Origin of the sequence: Lacinutrix sp. Bg11-31 (assembly GCF_002831665.1) — a bacterium.
Classification (GTDB): domain Bacteria; phylum Bacteroidota; class Bacteroidia; order Flavobacteriales; family Flavobacteriaceae; genus Lacinutrix.
In genome coordinates this window covers 293,834-310,232 of sequence record NZ_CP025118.1, presented here as the reverse complement: position 1 = coordinate 310,232, position 16,399 = coordinate 293,834, and the positions used below count along the sequence as shown (strand labels likewise).

General features: G+C 30.9%; 13 protein-coding genes and 1 tRNA gene. 9 read left to right on the top strand and 5 right to left on the bottom strand.

Annotated elements, in window-relative coordinates; translation table 11 throughout:
- Positions 1–53 precede the first annotated feature (53 nt).
- Positions 54–5,009 (bottom strand): T9SS type A sorting domain-containing protein, encoded by a 4,956-nt coding sequence (locus CW733_RS01365; protein ID WP_100994988.1) that lies wholly within the window; start codon positions 5,007–5,009, stop codon positions 54–56.
- Positions 5,010–5,148: 139 nt separating this feature from the next.
- On the opposite strand from CW733_RS01365, the gene CW733_RS01360 reads away from it, so the two are divergent.
- The 3 genes from CW733_RS01360 to CW733_RS01350 all read left to right on the top strand — a co-directional run bounded on the left by CW733_RS01360 (position 5,149) and on the right by CW733_RS01350 (position 8,041).
- Positions 5,149–5,949: an RNA methyltransferase gene (locus CW733_RS01360; RefSeq protein WP_100994986.1), complete on the top strand. Its 801-nt coding sequence runs from the start codon at positions 5,149–5,151 to the stop codon at positions 5,947–5,949.
- Positions 5,950–6,056: 107 nt separating this feature from the next.
- Positions 6,057–7,289, top strand: a complete 1,233-nt coding sequence (locus tag CW733_RS01355) for a M48 family metallopeptidase (protein WP_100994984.1) — start codon at positions 6,057–6,059, stop codon at positions 7,287–7,289.
- 104 nt (positions 7,290–7,393) lie between these two features.
- On the top strand, positions 7,394–8,041 hold the full coding sequence (locus CW733_RS01350; protein WP_100994982.1) for a hypothetical protein: 648 nt from the start codon (positions 7,394–7,396) through the stop codon (positions 8,039–8,041).
- Positions 8,042–8,316: 275 nt separating this feature from the next.
- Here CW733_RS01350 and CW733_RS01345 read toward each other — a convergent pair whose 3' ends face one another.
- Positions 8,317–8,982, bottom strand: a complete 666-nt coding sequence (locus CW733_RS01345; protein ID WP_100994980.1) for a M15 family metallopeptidase — start codon at positions 8,980–8,982, stop codon at positions 8,317–8,319.
- Positions 8,983–9,026: 44 nt separating this feature from the next.
- On the opposite strand from CW733_RS01345, the gene CW733_RS01340 reads away from it, so the two are divergent.
- The 6 genes from CW733_RS01340 (at position 9,027) to CW733_RS01315 (ending at position 14,631) form a co-directional block, all read left to right on the top strand.
- On the top strand, positions 9,027–9,389 hold the full coding sequence (locus CW733_RS01340) for a DoxX family protein (RefSeq protein ID WP_100994978.1): 363 nt from the start codon (positions 9,027–9,029) through the stop codon (positions 9,387–9,389).
- Between the two features lie 4 nt (positions 9,390–9,393).
- Positions 9,394–9,987, top strand: coding sequence for an alpha-ketoglutarate-dependent dioxygenase AlkB (locus tag CW733_RS01335; RefSeq protein WP_100994976.1), 594 nt, complete (start codon positions 9,394–9,396; stop codon positions 9,985–9,987).
- A gap of 384 nt (positions 9,988–10,371) precedes the next feature.
- Positions 10,372–11,295 carry an alpha/beta hydrolase gene (locus CW733_RS01330; protein WP_100994974.1) on the top strand — a complete coding sequence of 308 codons (924 nt, stop codon included), beginning with the start codon at positions 10,372–10,374 and terminating at the stop codon, positions 11,293–11,295.
- A gap of 714 nt (positions 11,296–12,009) precedes the next feature.
- Positions 12,010–13,275, top strand: a complete 1,266-nt coding sequence (locus CW733_RS01325; RefSeq protein ID WP_100994972.1) for a DUF819 domain-containing protein — start codon at positions 12,010–12,012, stop codon at positions 13,273–13,275.
- Positions 13,276–13,328: 53 nt separating this feature from the next.
- Positions 13,329–14,024, top strand: coding sequence for a DUF4369 domain-containing protein (locus CW733_RS01320; RefSeq protein ID WP_100994970.1), 696 nt, complete (start codon positions 13,329–13,331; stop codon positions 14,022–14,024).
- 172 nt (positions 14,025–14,196) lie between these two features.
- On the top strand, positions 14,197–14,631 hold the full coding sequence (locus tag CW733_RS01315; RefSeq protein WP_157811515.1) for a hypothetical protein: 435 nt from the start codon (positions 14,197–14,199) through the stop codon (positions 14,629–14,631).
- 294 nt (positions 14,632–14,925) lie between these two features.
- On the opposite strand, the gene CW733_RS01310 is transcribed toward CW733_RS01315, so the two are convergent.
- The 3 genes from CW733_RS01310 to CW733_RS01300 all read right to left on the bottom strand — a co-directional run bounded on the left by CW733_RS01310 (position 14,926) and on the right by CW733_RS01300 (position 16,398).
- A tRNA-Thr gene (locus CW733_RS01310) sits at positions 14,926–14,999 on the bottom strand.
- A 68-nt stretch (positions 15,000–15,067) separates the two neighbouring features.
- Positions 15,068–15,334 carry a hypothetical protein gene (locus tag CW733_RS01305; RefSeq protein WP_100994966.1) on the bottom strand — a complete coding sequence of 89 codons (267 nt, stop codon included), beginning with the start codon at positions 15,332–15,334 and terminating at the stop codon, positions 15,068–15,070.
- Positions 15,335–15,420: 86 nt separating this feature from the next.
- Complete coding sequence (locus tag CW733_RS01300) at positions 15,421–16,398, bottom strand: type I phosphomannose isomerase catalytic subunit (RefSeq protein ID WP_100994964.1); 978 nt, start codon at positions 16,396–16,398, stop codon at positions 15,421–15,423.
- Position 16,399: the final 1 nt, after the last annotated feature.

Below are 16,399 nucleotides of genomic sequence, written 5' to 3'. Positions count from 1 at the left end.
ACAAAAAAAGCTTCAGAATTAACTGAAGCCTTTTAACAAAACTTTATCTTTTCTTATTCTATTATTAGTTTTTTAATGAACTGCTTCTTGTTTTGCTTCAATTTTACAAAATACAGTCCTGCTTCTAAGTTTTTAACGTTAAGCTGAAGTGTTTCATCTATAGTATTTTGTATTACTATTTTACCTTGAACATCTATGACCTCAACAGTGGCATTTCCGCGTAAAGCGTTATTTAATTTAATATTTACAATGCTACTTGCTGGATTTGGATATAGTGTAAAATAGTTAGTATTAAATTCTTCAACAGATAGACTTTCTACTACAAACTCTGTTTCGAAAGTATTTGTAATTACTGGTGCATTGAAATCGAAATAAATTTCGGCAGTATTTGGTATAATAGTACCAATAGTATAACCTGCAGTTGGCTTTATTCTAAAGTGAACATAACCATTACTTCCATAATTGTCTTGCGCTTGTGCAGGTAGGTTTATGTTATCAAACGTCCAAGTTAATTGGTTTGCGTTTTGCATCATCACCACATCGTGTGTTGCTCTAATAAACTGTAATGTACTTAAATCTAATTGTGTGTCTACTGTGTTTTCTATTCTAACATTTATAGCTTCGGCAGTACCAATATTTTGAAACCTTATAGTATAGTATAAGTACTCGTCTGTTGTAATAAAATTGTTATAAACAATCTCTCGTCCATGAGATTCTGTAATATCGTTTGGATCGTAAGAGCCAATAACTTCTTGGGTTACTACAGATACATTGTTTTCGCTAACCACATCGTTAGCAGCAGTAGAATAGACTACAGAACTAGTTACTAATTCTCCTAAGTTTACAGTTGCTGGTGTAAACAATTTAAACCAAACTACTCTTGATTCTCCTGGTAAAAGATTTGTAAAATCTACAATTGCTCCTGTTGCAGTTGGTGCTACTGTTAAACCACTATTTTGTGGTGTTGCATCTACATAATCTACAATTGTATCATTTATAAATGTTACTGTTCCAGAGGTAATTGTTGTTGCACCTAAATTTTCTATTACTAAATCGTTCCAATAAGTAAATCCTGGTCTTGGTGCACTAAATGGTATTAAATAGACTGAAAGATCTTCGCAAGACATTTGCTCGGTTACTGGAAAGTCTATTGTTACTGTGCTACCATTTAAAACTGTTACATCTTCAAACAATGCAGTTGGTATAGTAAAGCAACTCTCGTAACCTGTATTTACTGCAAAAGTAATATCGTAAGCATCTGTTTCTATTTGGTTTACTATTGTAAAGCTTCCTGTATTAGAATTTACTGTACTTACATTACCATCATTATTTATTTCGTAAGTAAAGAATCCGTTGGTAAAAGGAGTATCTGTTCCATTAAAAACACCATCGTTATTGTCATCTAAAAAAGCATTAACTTCTATAAACCCAATGCTACTTGCACAGAATACATCAAAATCTATAGTATCGTTTTCGCAACCAATTACAGAACCATCAGACGCTATATAAACCGTTGCAGTTGTACCAGTGGTTGTAAATGTTAATCCTGTTAAATCTCCATCGTCATTAAGACCGTAAGGATTATCCGCATTTAGGTTTGTTATTCCATCACTATCTAAAACTATTAGATCATCGTAATTAAATTCGGTTGAACCAGAATTAAATACAATGTATAATGCTGAACCATCGTTACTTGAAAAGTTGTATTGTAATGTTTCGTCATTTGCATAACAAAAACTAGTATTTACAGGTTGCCCAGAAGCACAATCTACCATTACGTTTGGATCTGCTCTTGTTGTAAAACTTGTTTCGTTACAATTATCTGCGTTTCCATTTGGATTGTAAGGTGTAACTGTAACAAAATATCCTGTGTTGTAATTTAAAGTTCCAACATTGTAAGTAGAAACATTACCTACATCTACCATATCTAATACAAACTCTCCTGTAGAAGTTACAAGAGTTAAATTATATCCTGTTACATATCCAGAAGCAAGTGTCCATGAGATATCTGTGTTTTCGTTAACATCTATTGCTAAATTTTGTGGTGTTGTTATTACAGCATCGCAAGTTGGTATTGAAGAAGTATCTAAACAGCTTACTACATAATCTATTGTCGAGTAATTATTTCCTTGGCAGTCTACACTACCATCAGAATCCACATAAATTATAATTGTATCTCCAGAAGCTGCAAACACTAAATTAGTTACATCTCCTGCGTTTCCGTAAGGTGTTGCTGCATTTAAATCTGTAACGCCATCACTATCTAAAACGATTAAGGCATCGTAGTTTTCTTCAACTTGACCAGAATTAATAACCAATTGAAGTGGTGTACCACCACTACTTGTGTAGGTATATTGAATTGTATTATCGCTTTCATAACAAAATGAATTTGTTACTGGCTGGCCACATATTACTGTTACAGGACATGTACTAGTAATTACATTGAAAGATGAAAATGCAAAACAACTATTTGTTACAGAACTTACAGAAGCTGTTATATTTTGACTATCATTTTGCGGAAAATAATTTGAAGGATCTGTTATTTCATTTACCTGACTAGCAGCATCTGAAGCACTTTCATAGAAAGTAATTGTGTTTTGTAGTGGGTCTAAGCCATCTAAAATTTCAGGAATTGTAGTTGATAAATCGTAAGCTTGGTTAGGATTACAAGATGTTAAATCACTTGCTGTACCTAGCGTTGGATAATTACCAACTTCTACAGTTGTTGTTTCTATATTTATACAACCTGTCATTGTATTGGTAATAGTAACTGTATAATCTCCAGATTGAGTAATAAGTATTGTTGGAGAATCTTCTCCTGTATTCCATTGGTAAATACAATTTTGCTGTGTTAATGTATATGGAGCTAACTCCAAAGTATCACCTTGGCAAATAAAATAGTTATCGTTAAATTGAATAATAGGCAATGTATTAATTACTAAACTAATTGTTGTAGTTACATAGTCTCCAGTTCCAGTTCCAGTTTCTGTTACACCAGCATAAACTGTAGTTGTATTTAGATTACTAGTATAAGCCGAAGGATTTGTTATTGCATTTGTTTGCGCGTTAGCATCGTTATTAGTTTGGTAATATGCAACAGTATAATTACTAGCATTAATATTACTAAGGATGTCTGGATTTGCAGTGGTTAAATCGAAAACAGCCTCACCAGTTGCTGTAGTTCCACAAACACCAAGTGTAGCAGGATTAACTTGAAATGCTGTATATTCTGTAAGTAATACTAATTCTACATGAGCTGAGCAACCATCGTTTATATTTTCTACTCTTACATATACAGTTTGTTGGTTTGCTACAACATTAATATATGGACTGGCTAATGCGTTAACATCATTATCTGCATCTACTAAACTTTCATGGTAGGTAACAGTTAGTCCTGTTGTACCATTTGTTATTTCTATATCCTTATCTATTAAATTAAAAGGAGTAAAACCATCATTATCTGGATCCTCTTCTACTAATGGTGTTGGCTGATTAATTTGTAAAAAACTTACATTTAAGTAAAGCACTGTATTGTTATTAACATATACACAACCGGAATTTACGTTTTCTATTCTTATATAAATAGTTTGATAAAAAGACGAGCTATAGTTTTCGTAAAATGTAGGATTCGTAATTACGTTTGTATTATTATTTGCATCATTTATATTTTGAAAATAAGAAACAACTAAATCAGGATTTCCATTTGTAATTTGGCCTTCGTAAATTGTTAAATCAAAAAAACCAACACCATTTCCATTTCCACAAGAAAACATATCGTAAGCTTGAGGATTAATGTTCAATGTATTTACAAGTAAATTATACGTTACAGAATTAGATGTACAGTTACCATTAACAGACTGTACTACAGCATAAATGGTTTGTGGATTAGTTGTATTTGTATAAGGACTACTTAAAGGATTCATTTGCGCATCAGCATCTGCTTGCGTTACATAATGCATTACAAAGAAATCACTTGGATCTTGACCTCCTAAAATTTGTTGGTTTTGTTGGTCTAAATCAAACTCGGCAAAACCATCTCCATCATCATCACAAATTTCTAAATCGTCTGGTGTTGATGCAAGACCTACTGGAGACACTATTAAATCGAAATCAATAATTGTAAAACATCCTGACACAGTACTTTCTACTCTTACAAATATCGCTTGCTGGTACTGCATTGTATTCGAAAAATAGGTAGGATTTGTTATAGGACTGGAAGCACTATTAGCATCTGTAATACTTTCATAATAAGAAATAGAATATGGTTCACCATTAAAAATTTGTGGTTCATTAACAGTTAAGTCAAAAGTATAAAATCCATCTACTGCACCATCATTATCACAAACCTCTATTGCACTTGGCAGGCCAGGAGTAGGATTAGGTAAAACATGGATGGTTAATGCAGAGGTTTCATAGCATAAAGTTGCTGGGTCCTCTACTCTAACAAAAAGTGTTTGAGGATTAGAAAAATTTGTAAATGCGGTAGGATTAGTAATAATATTCGTTCCATTACTAGCATCTGCTTGTGTTAGATAATAACTTGTATAAAAAACACTTGTATCTCCTGCAAACCAAGCATCGTTTAAAGTTAAATCTATAGTACTAACTTCATCGTTATTATCATCGCAAACTTCATTTGATGTAGAACTGCCTATATTAGGAACTTCTCCTGTATTTATATAAAAATCTGTTGTATCAAAAAGACCACTAGAAGTATCTGTAATTCTAACAAAAATTTGTTGATTTGCAATAATATTAGAATAGGGGCTACTTAACTCATTAGTTCCAGCAATAGCATCACTACTTGTTTCGTGATAAGTAACAACTAGGCTTGTAGGATCTTGAGTACCTATAACCTCGTTGGTTTTCGATTCTAAATCAAAATCGGCATAACCATCTGTATTTACTTCACATATAGTGTAGAATGATGGTGTGTTTGCAACTACTTGAGCATGCATGAAATTTAATGAGAAAAGGATGAATCCTAAAAAAAGTAATTGTTTTTTCATAAGTGTGATGTTAGTTTGTATTGGTCTTATTACTTATAGAACAATTAATAAGTAAAAATTCCTACTTTAGAATATTATAGGAACAAGGTATTTAGCGTAAATTTGTTTTAGGTATAAATATAAGAATTTCTTTACTTAAATGGTTAATAAACAAATAAACAGTACCCAAAACACATTAATAAAACAAATTGTTTTATTAAAAGAGAAGTCTCGCGAACGTAAAAAGTCTGGACTATTTTTAATTGAAGGCGCTCGAGAAATAACATTAGCTCTAAAAGGCGACTACACGCTAAAAACTATTTTGTTTTATGCTGAATTATTTTCTGCTGAAGATTTAAAAGCACTTTCTATTAACAACACCGAAATTATAGAAATAAGCAAAGACGTTTACACTAAAATAGCATACAGAGAAACTACCGAAGGTATTATTGCTATTGCCCAAAGTAAACAAAACGACATTGAAAATTTAACCTTTAAAAACAACAATCCGTTAATTCTTGTTGCCGAAGCTCCCGAAAAACCTGGAAATATTGGTGCTATTTTACGTACTGCAGATGCTGCCAATGTAGATGCTGTAATTATTGCAAATCCAAAAACCGATTTATACAACCCAAATATTATACGCTCTAGCGTTGGTTGTGTATTTACCAGCCAAATTGCAACTGGTTCTACCCAAGATATAATTGCTTTTCTTAAAGTTAAAAATATTAATATTTACTCTGCTATTTTACAAGAATCTAAAGAGTACCACAAACAAGATTACACACAACCAACTGCAATTGTTGTTGGCACAGAAGCTACGGGATTAAGTGATGCTTGGCGCAAAGCTGCAAAGCAGAACATTAGCATTCCTATGCAAGGCGCAATAGATTCTATGAATGTATCTGTAGCTGCTGGAATTTTAATTTTTGAAGCCAAAAGACAACGCGATTTTAAATAAAAATTGCAATAAAAAAAAAAACTAAAATCAAAATTCCAAAATAAAATCTGTCATTGCGAGAAGCTTTTTTTTGCGACGTGGCAATCTCATCAAATATTTTACAATTTATGACCTCAACTACTCTATTCTACATTCTTATAGTCATTCTGATTATTAGCTTTATCATCGATCAAATTTTAGACGTTTTAAATGCTAAACATTATAATGATGCCATTCCTGAAACATTAAGCGATGTTTACGACACCAAAGAATACCAAAAATCTCAAGACTATAAGAAAACAAATTATAAGTTTTCACTATTAACTGCTACTTTTTCTTTAGTAACAACTTTAGCTTTTTTCTTTTTAGATGGTTTTGCTTTTATAGACGAATTAGCAAGAAGCCTTAGTAGTAACGAAATAGTAATTACACTTATTTTCTTTGGGATTATTATGTTAGGAAGCGATATAATTTCTACACCCTTTGAATATTATAGAACTTTTGTAATTGAAGAAAAATTTGGATTTAATAAAACCACAAAAAAGCTATTTGTAATCGATAAAATAAAAGGTTGGTTAATGACAATTGTAGTTGGTGGCGCAATATTAGCTTTACTAACATGGTTTTACCAAACTACAGGAAACACATTCTGGATGTATGCTTGGGCATTAATTGCAGTATTTACATTATTTATGAATCTCTTTTACTCAAGACTAATTGTACCATTATTTAATAAGCAAACGCCTTTAGAATCTGGTAGCTTACGCAATGCTATTTCTAGTTATGCAGAAACTGTTGGGTTTAATTTAGATAAGATTTTTGTTATCGATGGTTCTAAGCGAAGTACCAAAGCCAATGCCTATTTTTCTGGTTTTGGAAGCGAAAAACGAGTAACACTTTACGATACTCTAATTAACGATCTTGAAGAAGAAGAAATAGTTGCCGTTTTAGCTCACGAAGTTGGTCATTATAAAAAGAAACACATTATTTTTAACCTTGTAGCGTCTTTACTCTTAACTGGTTTTACTTTATACATTTTATCACTTCTAATTTCTAATCCGTTATTATCGCTAGCTTTAGGAGTCTCGAAACCTAGTTTCCATATTGGCTTAATTGCATTTGGTATTTTATACTCTCCAATCTCTACAATTACAAGTTTAATTATGAATTGGTTTTCAAGAAAATTCGAATACCAAGCCGACGATTATGCTAAAAACACATACAAAGCCGAACCTTTAATTACATCACTTAAGAAACTTTCTAAAAACAGCTTGAGTAATTTAACGCCACATCCTGCTTATGTTTTTATGCATTATTCGCATCCTACTTTATTGGAGCGAATTAGTAATTTGAAGAAATAATCTAACTTGACTTTTTCATTTTTTTAGGCTAACTTCGTTTAACGTCTGATATAAAACATTGCGATTTTATATCAACGAAACATTAGGCACAATTCGAAAAAATCATGACATTAATAACACATATTTGGACTAAAAACATCAACGTAATTGCTGGCGACAGAAGACTTACTAATAAAAAATTAACTAATCCAATAGTATCTGAAAACACCCGAAAAATTTATGCAAATAAAAATAGTTTCTTTTCTTACCATGGTGATTATGATATAAATAATGAAATGACTATGACAGATTTAGCAGGTGATTTCTATTCAGAGAATTCAAATAAATCAGTTGTTGATATTGCTGATAACCTCAATCGGATTCTGATTGAAAATCGAAATAGACCTTTAAAAACTGGATTTATCATTGGCGGACAATTCGACACAAACCAGTCTGCATATTTTAATGAAAACAAAATAATTTATGATCATCAGAATCATGAAATTGGAAGTAGATTAAATTACGAATCTGAACAACAACGTATTAAGTTAATGGAATTATTACATATTTCCATAAATGAAGTAACGAGCAACTCATATAAGTCTTGGAGTAAATATGACGAATATTCTAATCAAGATTTTCTTGACATATTTAATTCATTTTACAACAAAGTTCATAAAGATCCAGAAGCTAATCCAAGTAACGGTATAGGTTCTGAATTTGATCTAGGTATAATTAGAAACGGTAAATATGAATGGATTAAGCTAACATAAAACTGTACCTAACACCGTATATAATTTATTGCTAGTTTTGGTTTATTTGGAGAACTTTAGGATTTTCAAAAGGTATGTTTTAGTTTACTAAAATAGTTGTTTAAACCACGCACCAAATCATATACATAACCGTTAGGAGTGAATTCCTCCGTCATTCCCTCCTAACGCCTCACGCATTAAACTCGTCGCGACTGCCAAATGGCACTCACTCTAACAACGGATAAAATCCATTGAAACGAGATCCAATCCGTGAGGCGTTAAACGAAATCCTACCACTACTCCACCAAAAAATCAAAATACTGGTCTCTATACGGTTCTCCTCGTAAAGTAAAATGCCACCATTCTTGAGCATAATTTCTAAAACCATTGCTAAGCATTACCCTCTGTAAAATCTGCCTATTTTTAGATTGAGATTCTGTTAAATTGGCATTTACAACCCAAGATTCACTACCAAAAAAATCGTAAGGAGATCCCATATCAAGCGCTTCACCAGTTTTTAAATTAACCAATGTAATATCTAAAGTACTACCACTACTGTGTCTAGATTTAGAAGCTATATATCCAGACTTAAACAAGTTTTTTTTTTGCACTCTTGGATAAAACTGTTGTTTCATTAAAGTATCGTTAACAACTTTTGCCCAACGCACAAAATGGTTTACTGCACGCTGTGGTCTATAAGAATCGTAAATTTTAATAGATAAATTTTGCTTCGCTAATTCTGTTTGCACCTTTTTTAAAGCACTAGCAGTTTGTTTTGTCATTATAGCAACATTAGCATTATAGCCATCTATAATTTCTCCAACAAAATTGTTATCGCCACAATATTGTAGCTCCACTTGTATTGTAGGAATTTCTATTTTAGCGTACACAAAACCTTCAGGTAATTGAGCAAAAGCCACAAATGAATATAATGTTAGTAAAAAGCCAAAAGCAAATCTCATAATACAGAATTTATATGCTAATTTAGAGAAATAATTATTTATCTATGGTATTCCCTTGGCATCTTTACGCAATGGCTTTTATGTATATTTTTGCAGGTATTATGCATTTTATTAAACCCAAAGCATATTTACGTATTATGCCTCGCTACTTACCTAACCATAAACTATTGGTTTTGCTTAGCGGAATTGCAGAAATTACATTAGGTATTGGTTTATGTATTCCAATACTTAAAAACGCTTCAATTTATGGTATTATAGTAATGTTAACCATATTTCTATTAGTTCACTTTTATATGTTAAGCAGCAAAAAAGCATCGGCAGGAATACCTAAATGGATTTTATTGTTACGAATTCCGTTGCAATTAGCATTAATATATTGGGCATATTGGTACCTTCAAATTAATTAAAATTATGTTTTATTCGGAAGAAACACCACTCAATCTACCAGACTCAGACATTAGTTATTTTCCAAATTTCTTTTCTAAAACTGAAGCACATGCGTTTTACAGTTCAATTCTAAATGAAACCAATTGGAAACAAGATAATATTACTGTCTATGGAAAAACGTATGAACAACCAAGGTTAACAGCACTTTTTGGGAATAATAACAAACCATACAGTTATTCCAATATTACAATGCGTCCTGAAGCATTTACTGGTCTTTTATTAAAAATAAAGTCTAAAATTGAAACAAAAACAGATGCAAAATTTACAACTTGTTTGGCAAATTTGTATCGAGATGGTAACGATAGTAATAGTTGGCACGCAGATAACGAAAAAGAGTTAGGTAAAAATCCTATTATAGCTTCTGTAACATTAGGTGCAGCACGTTACTTTAATTTAAAACATAAAAACGTTAAGAGCTTAAATCAAAAATTATTATTAGAAAATGGTAGTCTATTATTAATGCAAGGCGAAACACAACACCATTGGTTACACCAAATAGCAAAGACTAAAAAAGAGGTAAAACCTAGAATTAACCTAACCTTTAGAGTTATTCGTTAAATATAACGCACAAAAAAAACCAAAGTCCCTCAACTTTGGTTTTCTGTATTTGCGTTTTATTCTTTGGTTAGATTTAGGGTTTCTATATCAATTTAAAGCGATGTGCAAATATTAATTAATTAATCCATTGACTAAAAAGTATATCCCTTAGTACATTTCAAATGTAGGATAGTTTTTGCTTTACGGACGTTTAAAAGCGTCATTTTTCGATGAAATACGTTAAATTTTAACATTTAACGACGAAATAAGTCATAAAATCGACGAAATACACACCTCTATAAAGAGTGAAAAACTATTTTCGTTAAATATTAAACAGTAAATTTGCTTTATAGAAATTACAAATGGCATTCATTTTGTAATACAATAAGTCTAAATCTATATATCATGAAAATAAAGTTTCTAATTGTTTTATTGTTTGTTGGGAGTTTAAGTAGTGCTCAAGAAAAAAACTATACAGCTCAAGAAATTGCCATAAACAAACTAATTGATGGCACGCTCCTACTTCCTAATGGTATTGAAAAACCAAATTTGGTAATTATTATTGCTGGTTCTGGACCTACAGATCGCGATGGAAATCAGAACTTTCTAAAAGGTAACTCACTTAAAAAATTAGCACAAGGTCTTTCAGCAAAAAACATTGCAACCTTTCGTTACGATAAGCGCATAGTAAAACAAATAAGAAAAGGAAATGTAGATAAAGACATGATGTTTGATGATTTTGTAGTAGATGCAAAATCTGTACTCACTTATTTTAAAGACACTAAAAACTATAACAAAATATACATTGCTGGACACAGCCAAGGTAGTATGGTTGGAATGCTAGCTGCAAAGGGCAATGCAGATGGTTTTATATCGCTAGCTGGAGCTGGACAATCTATAGATAAGGTTATTATTGAACAAGTAGAAAAAACAGCACCAATGTTTTTAGAAGATACCAAACGTGTATTTAAAGTTTTGCAAGGAGGTAAAACAACTTCAGATTTCCCACCTGCTTTAGCTTCTATATTTAATATAGATGTACAACCGTTTATTGCAAATTGGATGTCTTACAATCCTCAAGTTGAAATTAAAAAATTGAACATGCCAATACTTATAATTAATGGCACAAAAGATTTACAGGTTTCAGAGGCTGAAGCTAAGCTTTTAAAAGAAGCTGCTCCTAAAGCAGAAATAATAATTATTGCTAAAATGAATCATATCTTGGTTCCTATAGAAGGTGATAATTTAGAAAATTCTAAATCTTATAACGAAACTGCTAGAAAATTAGCTCCCGAATTACTTGAGGCTATTGTTGAATTTGTAAAGTAATTCTCAACATTCTTATCTAATAAAAAAGGCTCACAAAATTGTGAGTCTTTTTTATTGCAATTTATACCAATAGAAAAAGCGCCTTATAAAAGACGCTTTTTCATACTAACCAACCAAAAATATGGTAATTACTACTCTTAATTTAAAGTAACCACACTCTAAAATAGTCGTTGCAGTAATTACTATCTATATTTCAATTAACGTGCCAATCTAATTCTGTAGTATTTGTGACATCTTATTTTATGAAAAATTTCACATTTAGCCTATAAACTGCAATTAATTAAAATGAAACTTTATAGAATAGAAAAAGCGCCTTTTAAAAAGACGCTTTTTCATACTAACCAACCAAAAATATGGTAATTACCACTCTTAATTTAAAGTAACCACACTCTAAAATAGTCGTTGCAGTAATTACTATTTATATTCCAATTAACGTGCCAAACTAATTTTATAGTATTATTTGCCTTATATTTTATGAAATATTTCACACTAAATACATACAATAGAAAAAGCGCCTTAAAAAGGGCGCTTTTTCATACTAACCAACCAAAAAAATAAGAACCACCTACTCTTAATATAAAGTAACCACACTTTTAATTAGTCGCTGTAAGTAATCTCGATTTGTATATTTCAAATTGTGTGCCAAAGTTTATTTCTTACTTTTTTTTATCCTGTTTTAATTTGGTATTTTGCGAGAACTAATTAAACTAAATTATGGACATTACACTACCGTTTACAAATGATGCTATTGTTTTTGGCTTATTATTTCTAGCCTTAGGCTTTGTATTCTATACCGAAAACAAAAAAACAGGATTTTGGAAAACATTTTACAAGTTTGTACCAGCACTATTAATGTGCTACTTTATCCCTTCGTTATTTAGCTTATTTGGTTGGGTAGACCCAGAAACCTCTAAAGCATATTTTGTTGCGAGTCGTTACTTCTTGCCTGCATCACTAGTACTATTTACATTAAGCATAGATTTAAAAGCTGTTTTTAATTTAGGGCCAAAAGCACTAATAATGTTTTTAACAGGAACTGTAGGTATTATTATTGGTGGACCATTAGCCATTTTATTAATATCTATTTTTTCACCAGAAACGGTTGGTGGAGCCGATTTTGATGCCGTTTGGAGAGGTTTATCTACGCTTGCAGGAAGTTGGATTGGAGGAGGAGCTAACCAAGCTGCAATGCTAGAAATATACCAATACAATCCGGAAAAATACGGAAACATGGTAATTGTAGACATATTTGTAGCCAATGTTTGGATGGCTATTTTATTATTAGGAATTGGCAAAAGAGAAAAGATAGACAAATGGCTAAAAGCAGATAACTCTGCTATTGATGCGCTTCAACAAAAAATGGAGAATTTCGCTCAGAAGACAGTAAGAAATCCATCTCTAAACGATTATATGGTAATACTCATGATTGCGTTTACAGCAGTTGGTGCTGCTCATTTTGGATCTGAACAAATTACTAACTTTTTAAAGAATAATTTTGAAGCCGTTAGCGATCCTAAAAGTGCATTATCTTCTTTTGGAAGTAGTTTCTTTTGGTTAATTTCTATCTCTACTCTAATTGGTGTGTTACTGTCTTTTACCAAAGCAAAAAAATATGAAGGTGCAGGAGCTAGTAAAATAGGAAGTATTTTTATTTACATTTTAGTAGCCACAATAGGCATGAAAATGGATTTAGGAGGGATTTTAGATCAGCCTGGCTTAATTATGATTGGTTTGGTTTGGATGACAATACACGCAGGTTTATTAATACTAGTTGCCAAACTAATTAGAGCACCTTATTTCTTTTTAGCAGTAGGAAGCCAAGCTAACGTTGGTGGTGCAGCTTCTGCTCCTATAGTTGCAGCAGCTTTTCATCCATCTTTAGCCACTGTAGGAGCGCTTTTAGCGGTCTTTGGTTATGTAGTGGGAACTTATGGCGCAATACTCTGTGCCGAATTAATGAGAATAGCTGCAGTTGGTTAGTATTTAATTATTTTTTATATCATATTTACGCACTTAAAAACTAAAAATTACACATGCAAAAATTATTTATTCTATTAAGTTTATGTTTTCTATTTTCTTGCGGAAACAATTCAGATACGCTTATTGTAAAAGGAAACATTAAAGGTTTAAAAAAAGGGACTGTTTACCTAAAAAAAGCTAATAGTACGACTTTAATAACTGTAGATTCTATGGTGGTGAATGGAAATTCTAATTTTCTATTACAAACAGAAATAGATAGTCCTGAAATTTTCTATCTGTATCTTGATAAAAATGATACCGAAGAGAATAGAATTACCTTTTTTGCAGATAAAGGTATTACAGAAATTAATACCTCAAGAAAACGTTTTAGTTACGATGCAAAAATTAATGGATCTAAACAACAGAAAGTTTTTGAAACATATTTAAGCATGGCATCAAAATTTAATGATAGAAACTTAGAGTTAATAAAAGAGAATTTCGATGCTATTAAAGAGAAGGACACTGCACTAATTAGTGAAACTGAAAAAAATTATAAAAATCTTGAAAAACGCAAGTATCTATACACTGCGAATTTTTCAATTACTAATAGAGATAGTGAGGTTGCCCCATATTTAGCATTAACAGAATTGTATAATGCAAACATTAAATTATTAGATATGGTAAACGATACACTAACTAGTAATGTTAAAGCTTCTAACTACGGAAAGGAATTACAAAGCTTTATTGATAAGATTAAAGAGAAAAAATAAAGAAGTAGTCTACTGTTGTTATAAAAAAAATCCTAAGAGGATATTAATTTTAAGAAAATATTTTTGAGGGAGAATAGTAACAATAGAATTAGTTTAATCTTGTTTACTTATGGGATATCGGTAATAAAATATACCATAAAACGAGTTGTGGTTAATTTGAGAAACATTGAGAGTGAACATTACTAAAAGATATTTAAGTAAAAGTCCGAAAGAATTATTTTGGCTTTCCTTATTAGGAATTCCTTATATGATATGGATGTATTCAATCGGAATTGAACTCAATAAAAAAAACCAAAAAGATATCGGAATTAAAAAAATACTACTGAATATTCTTTTTGGTTATCCAACTATATATTTGATTAGTGCGTGGATTTTAATATTATCTGGAAATATGAATATGGATACTATTTTACCTTTTCATTTTGGCGCAATGTTCTGTATATTTTTACTAATAATTTTAACATCTCGAACAATAATTAAATTTGAAAAAGAAGAGAATTTGCAAGAATCAAGCGGAATTGGTCTCTTTTTCGGAATTTGGTATTACTTCATTGGAATTTGGTATATACAGCCAAAATTAAATGAATATATTAAACGAATTGAATAAAAAACTAACCACAACATTCGTATATAACAAATAGAATTTAGAATCCTTTATATTTCATATCAATAATAAATACTTCAAAATTAATTAAAATCTTCTTTTATATTAATACATCATTCTTCTCTGAATGTTTTTGCTAGTTTTATATTATACTAAATGTATACTCAAATACATTTAGTAGTTTTTAAGAGTCTATAGAGCGAATCGTTTCGACTAAGCTAAACAAAACTTCTAGTTCTTCAATATCGTTATAAAAACAAAAAACCTCAACCATAAATATGATTGAGGTTTACAAAGAGCCGATGGAGGGACTCGAACCCACGACCTGCTGATTACAAATCAGCTGCTCTAGCCAGCTGAGCTACATCGGCGAAACGAGTGCAAATATAATTTTGTAATCTATATTTGCAAACTTTTTTTTGATTTATTTTTAAACTTTTTACAGTTTATTTATTCTTTCTATTAATTCAAGACCTTTAGTCTCTAAGTCTGAACTAATTGACTTAAAATGTGATTTTTTATTTTCTACATTTTTTGCATTAACTCTTACAATTAAATCATCGAAAACCTTGATTGCATCATCAATAACTGCTTCACTTTGTTTAGTGTCCTTGTTAGAGTTTGTATATTCCCAAACGTAAACTGCTTCAATAATGTCTCCTAAGACATAATTAAGGTCTTTTTTTAGGTCTCTTTTATTTGCCATAATATTAAATTTATTTAAGATGCAAAAGTAAAGAATTAATTTGGAATAAATGATTGAAAAGAATGAACTGTTTTATTTAAAATAAATTAAATATAAACTTCTAATAGTTCTGCTGATTCAGCATTAATTTGAAAAGATGAAATTGCAGCAGGCATTAATATTGTTTCACCTTTTTTAATTGTTTCAATAAAACCTTCTACTTCTATTGTTGCTTCACCTTCAACACATATATAAATAATAAAAGAATCGAACGTGTTCTTTTTACTAAGTTTTTCAAATTGAATAGACAGGTAATTTACTGTAAAGTACGTACAAGTTACCAGCTTGTTTGTTTTGTTCTCTATTTTAGAATAACTAATTCTAAAATCGTCTTTCATATTAAAATTAATAGCATCGATTGCTAAATCGTTATGTAAGTCGCGAGAATTCCCATTGACACCTACTCTATCCCAATCGTAAACGCGATAAGTGATATCGCTGGTTTGTTGTATTTCGGCAAGCATTACACCTGCTCCAATAGCGTGTATACGACCAACATCTATAAAATAGGCGTCTCCAGATTTTACTTTATCGAAATTTAATATATCTGGAAGAGTTTTGCTGCTTAAATGCTTCAAATATTTTTTTGAAGTCATCTCTTCATTAAAACCAACTATTAAGTTAGCATCTATATCTGCTTGCATAACGTACCACATTTCAGTTTTACCAAAAGAATTATGTCGTTTTGCAGCTAATTCGTTATTAGGGTGTAATTGTATAGATAAGTCTTCTTTTGCATCTATAAACTTAATTAACAGTGGAAATTTATTACCAAAGGTCTGGTAATTTTTAATTCCTATAAAATCTGATTTATATTCTTTTAAAAGACTTTGAAGTGATTGCCCTTTAAAGTCTCCGTTAGCTACAATTGAGACATCATCATCAACATCGCTAATTTCCCAGCTCTCTCCAAGAGTCTCAATACTGGTTTTTTTACCTAAAACTGATTTTAATTTATTTCCTCCCCAAATTTTTTCTTTAAAAATGGGTTGAAACTTAATTGGATAGCGTTTTTTAAATATCATT

What these genes read in the sequence shown, in the direction of transcription:
- CW733_RS01365 (WP_100994988.1), bottom strand. Translation starts at nt 5,009, where the DNA reads ATGAAAAAACAATTACTTTTTTTAGGATTCATCCTTTTCTCATTAAAT.
- CW733_RS01360 (WP_100994986.1), top strand. Translation starts at nt 5,149, where the DNA reads ATGGTTAATAAACAAATAAACAGTACCCAAAACACATTAATAAAACAA.
- CW733_RS01355 (WP_100994984.1), top strand. Translation starts at nt 6,057, where the DNA reads ATGACCTCAACTACTCTATTCTACATTCTTATAGTCATTCTGATTATT.
- CW733_RS01350 (WP_100994982.1), top strand. Translation starts at nt 7,394, where the DNA reads ATGACATTAATAACACATATTTGGACTAAAAACATCAACGTAATTGCT.
- CW733_RS01345 (WP_100994980.1), bottom strand. Translation starts at nt 8,982, where the DNA reads ATGAGATTTGCTTTTGGCTTTTTACTAACATTATATTCATTTGTGGCT.
- CW733_RS01340 (WP_100994978.1), top strand. Translation starts at nt 9,027, where the DNA reads ATGGTATTCCCTTGGCATCTTTACGCAATGGCTTTTATGTATATTTTT.
- CW733_RS01335 (WP_100994976.1), top strand. Translation starts at nt 9,394, where the DNA reads ATGTTTTATTCGGAAGAAACACCACTCAATCTACCAGACTCAGACATT.
- CW733_RS01330 (WP_100994974.1), top strand. Translation starts at nt 10,372, where the DNA reads ATGAAAATAAAGTTTCTAATTGTTTTATTGTTTGTTGGGAGTTTAAGT.
- CW733_RS01325 (WP_100994972.1), top strand. Translation starts at nt 12,010, where the DNA reads ATGGACATTACACTACCGTTTACAAATGATGCTATTGTTTTTGGCTTA.
- CW733_RS01320 (WP_100994970.1), top strand. Translation starts at nt 13,329, where the DNA reads ATGCAAAAATTATTTATTCTATTAAGTTTATGTTTTCTATTTTCTTGC.
- CW733_RS01305 (WP_100994966.1), bottom strand. Translation starts at nt 15,334, where the DNA reads ATGGCAAATAAAAGAGACCTAAAAAAAGACCTTAATTATGTCTTAGGA.
- CW733_RS01300 (WP_100994964.1), bottom strand. Translation starts at nt 16,398, where the DNA reads ATGATATTTAAAAAACGCTATCCAATTAAGTTTCAACCCATTTTTAAA.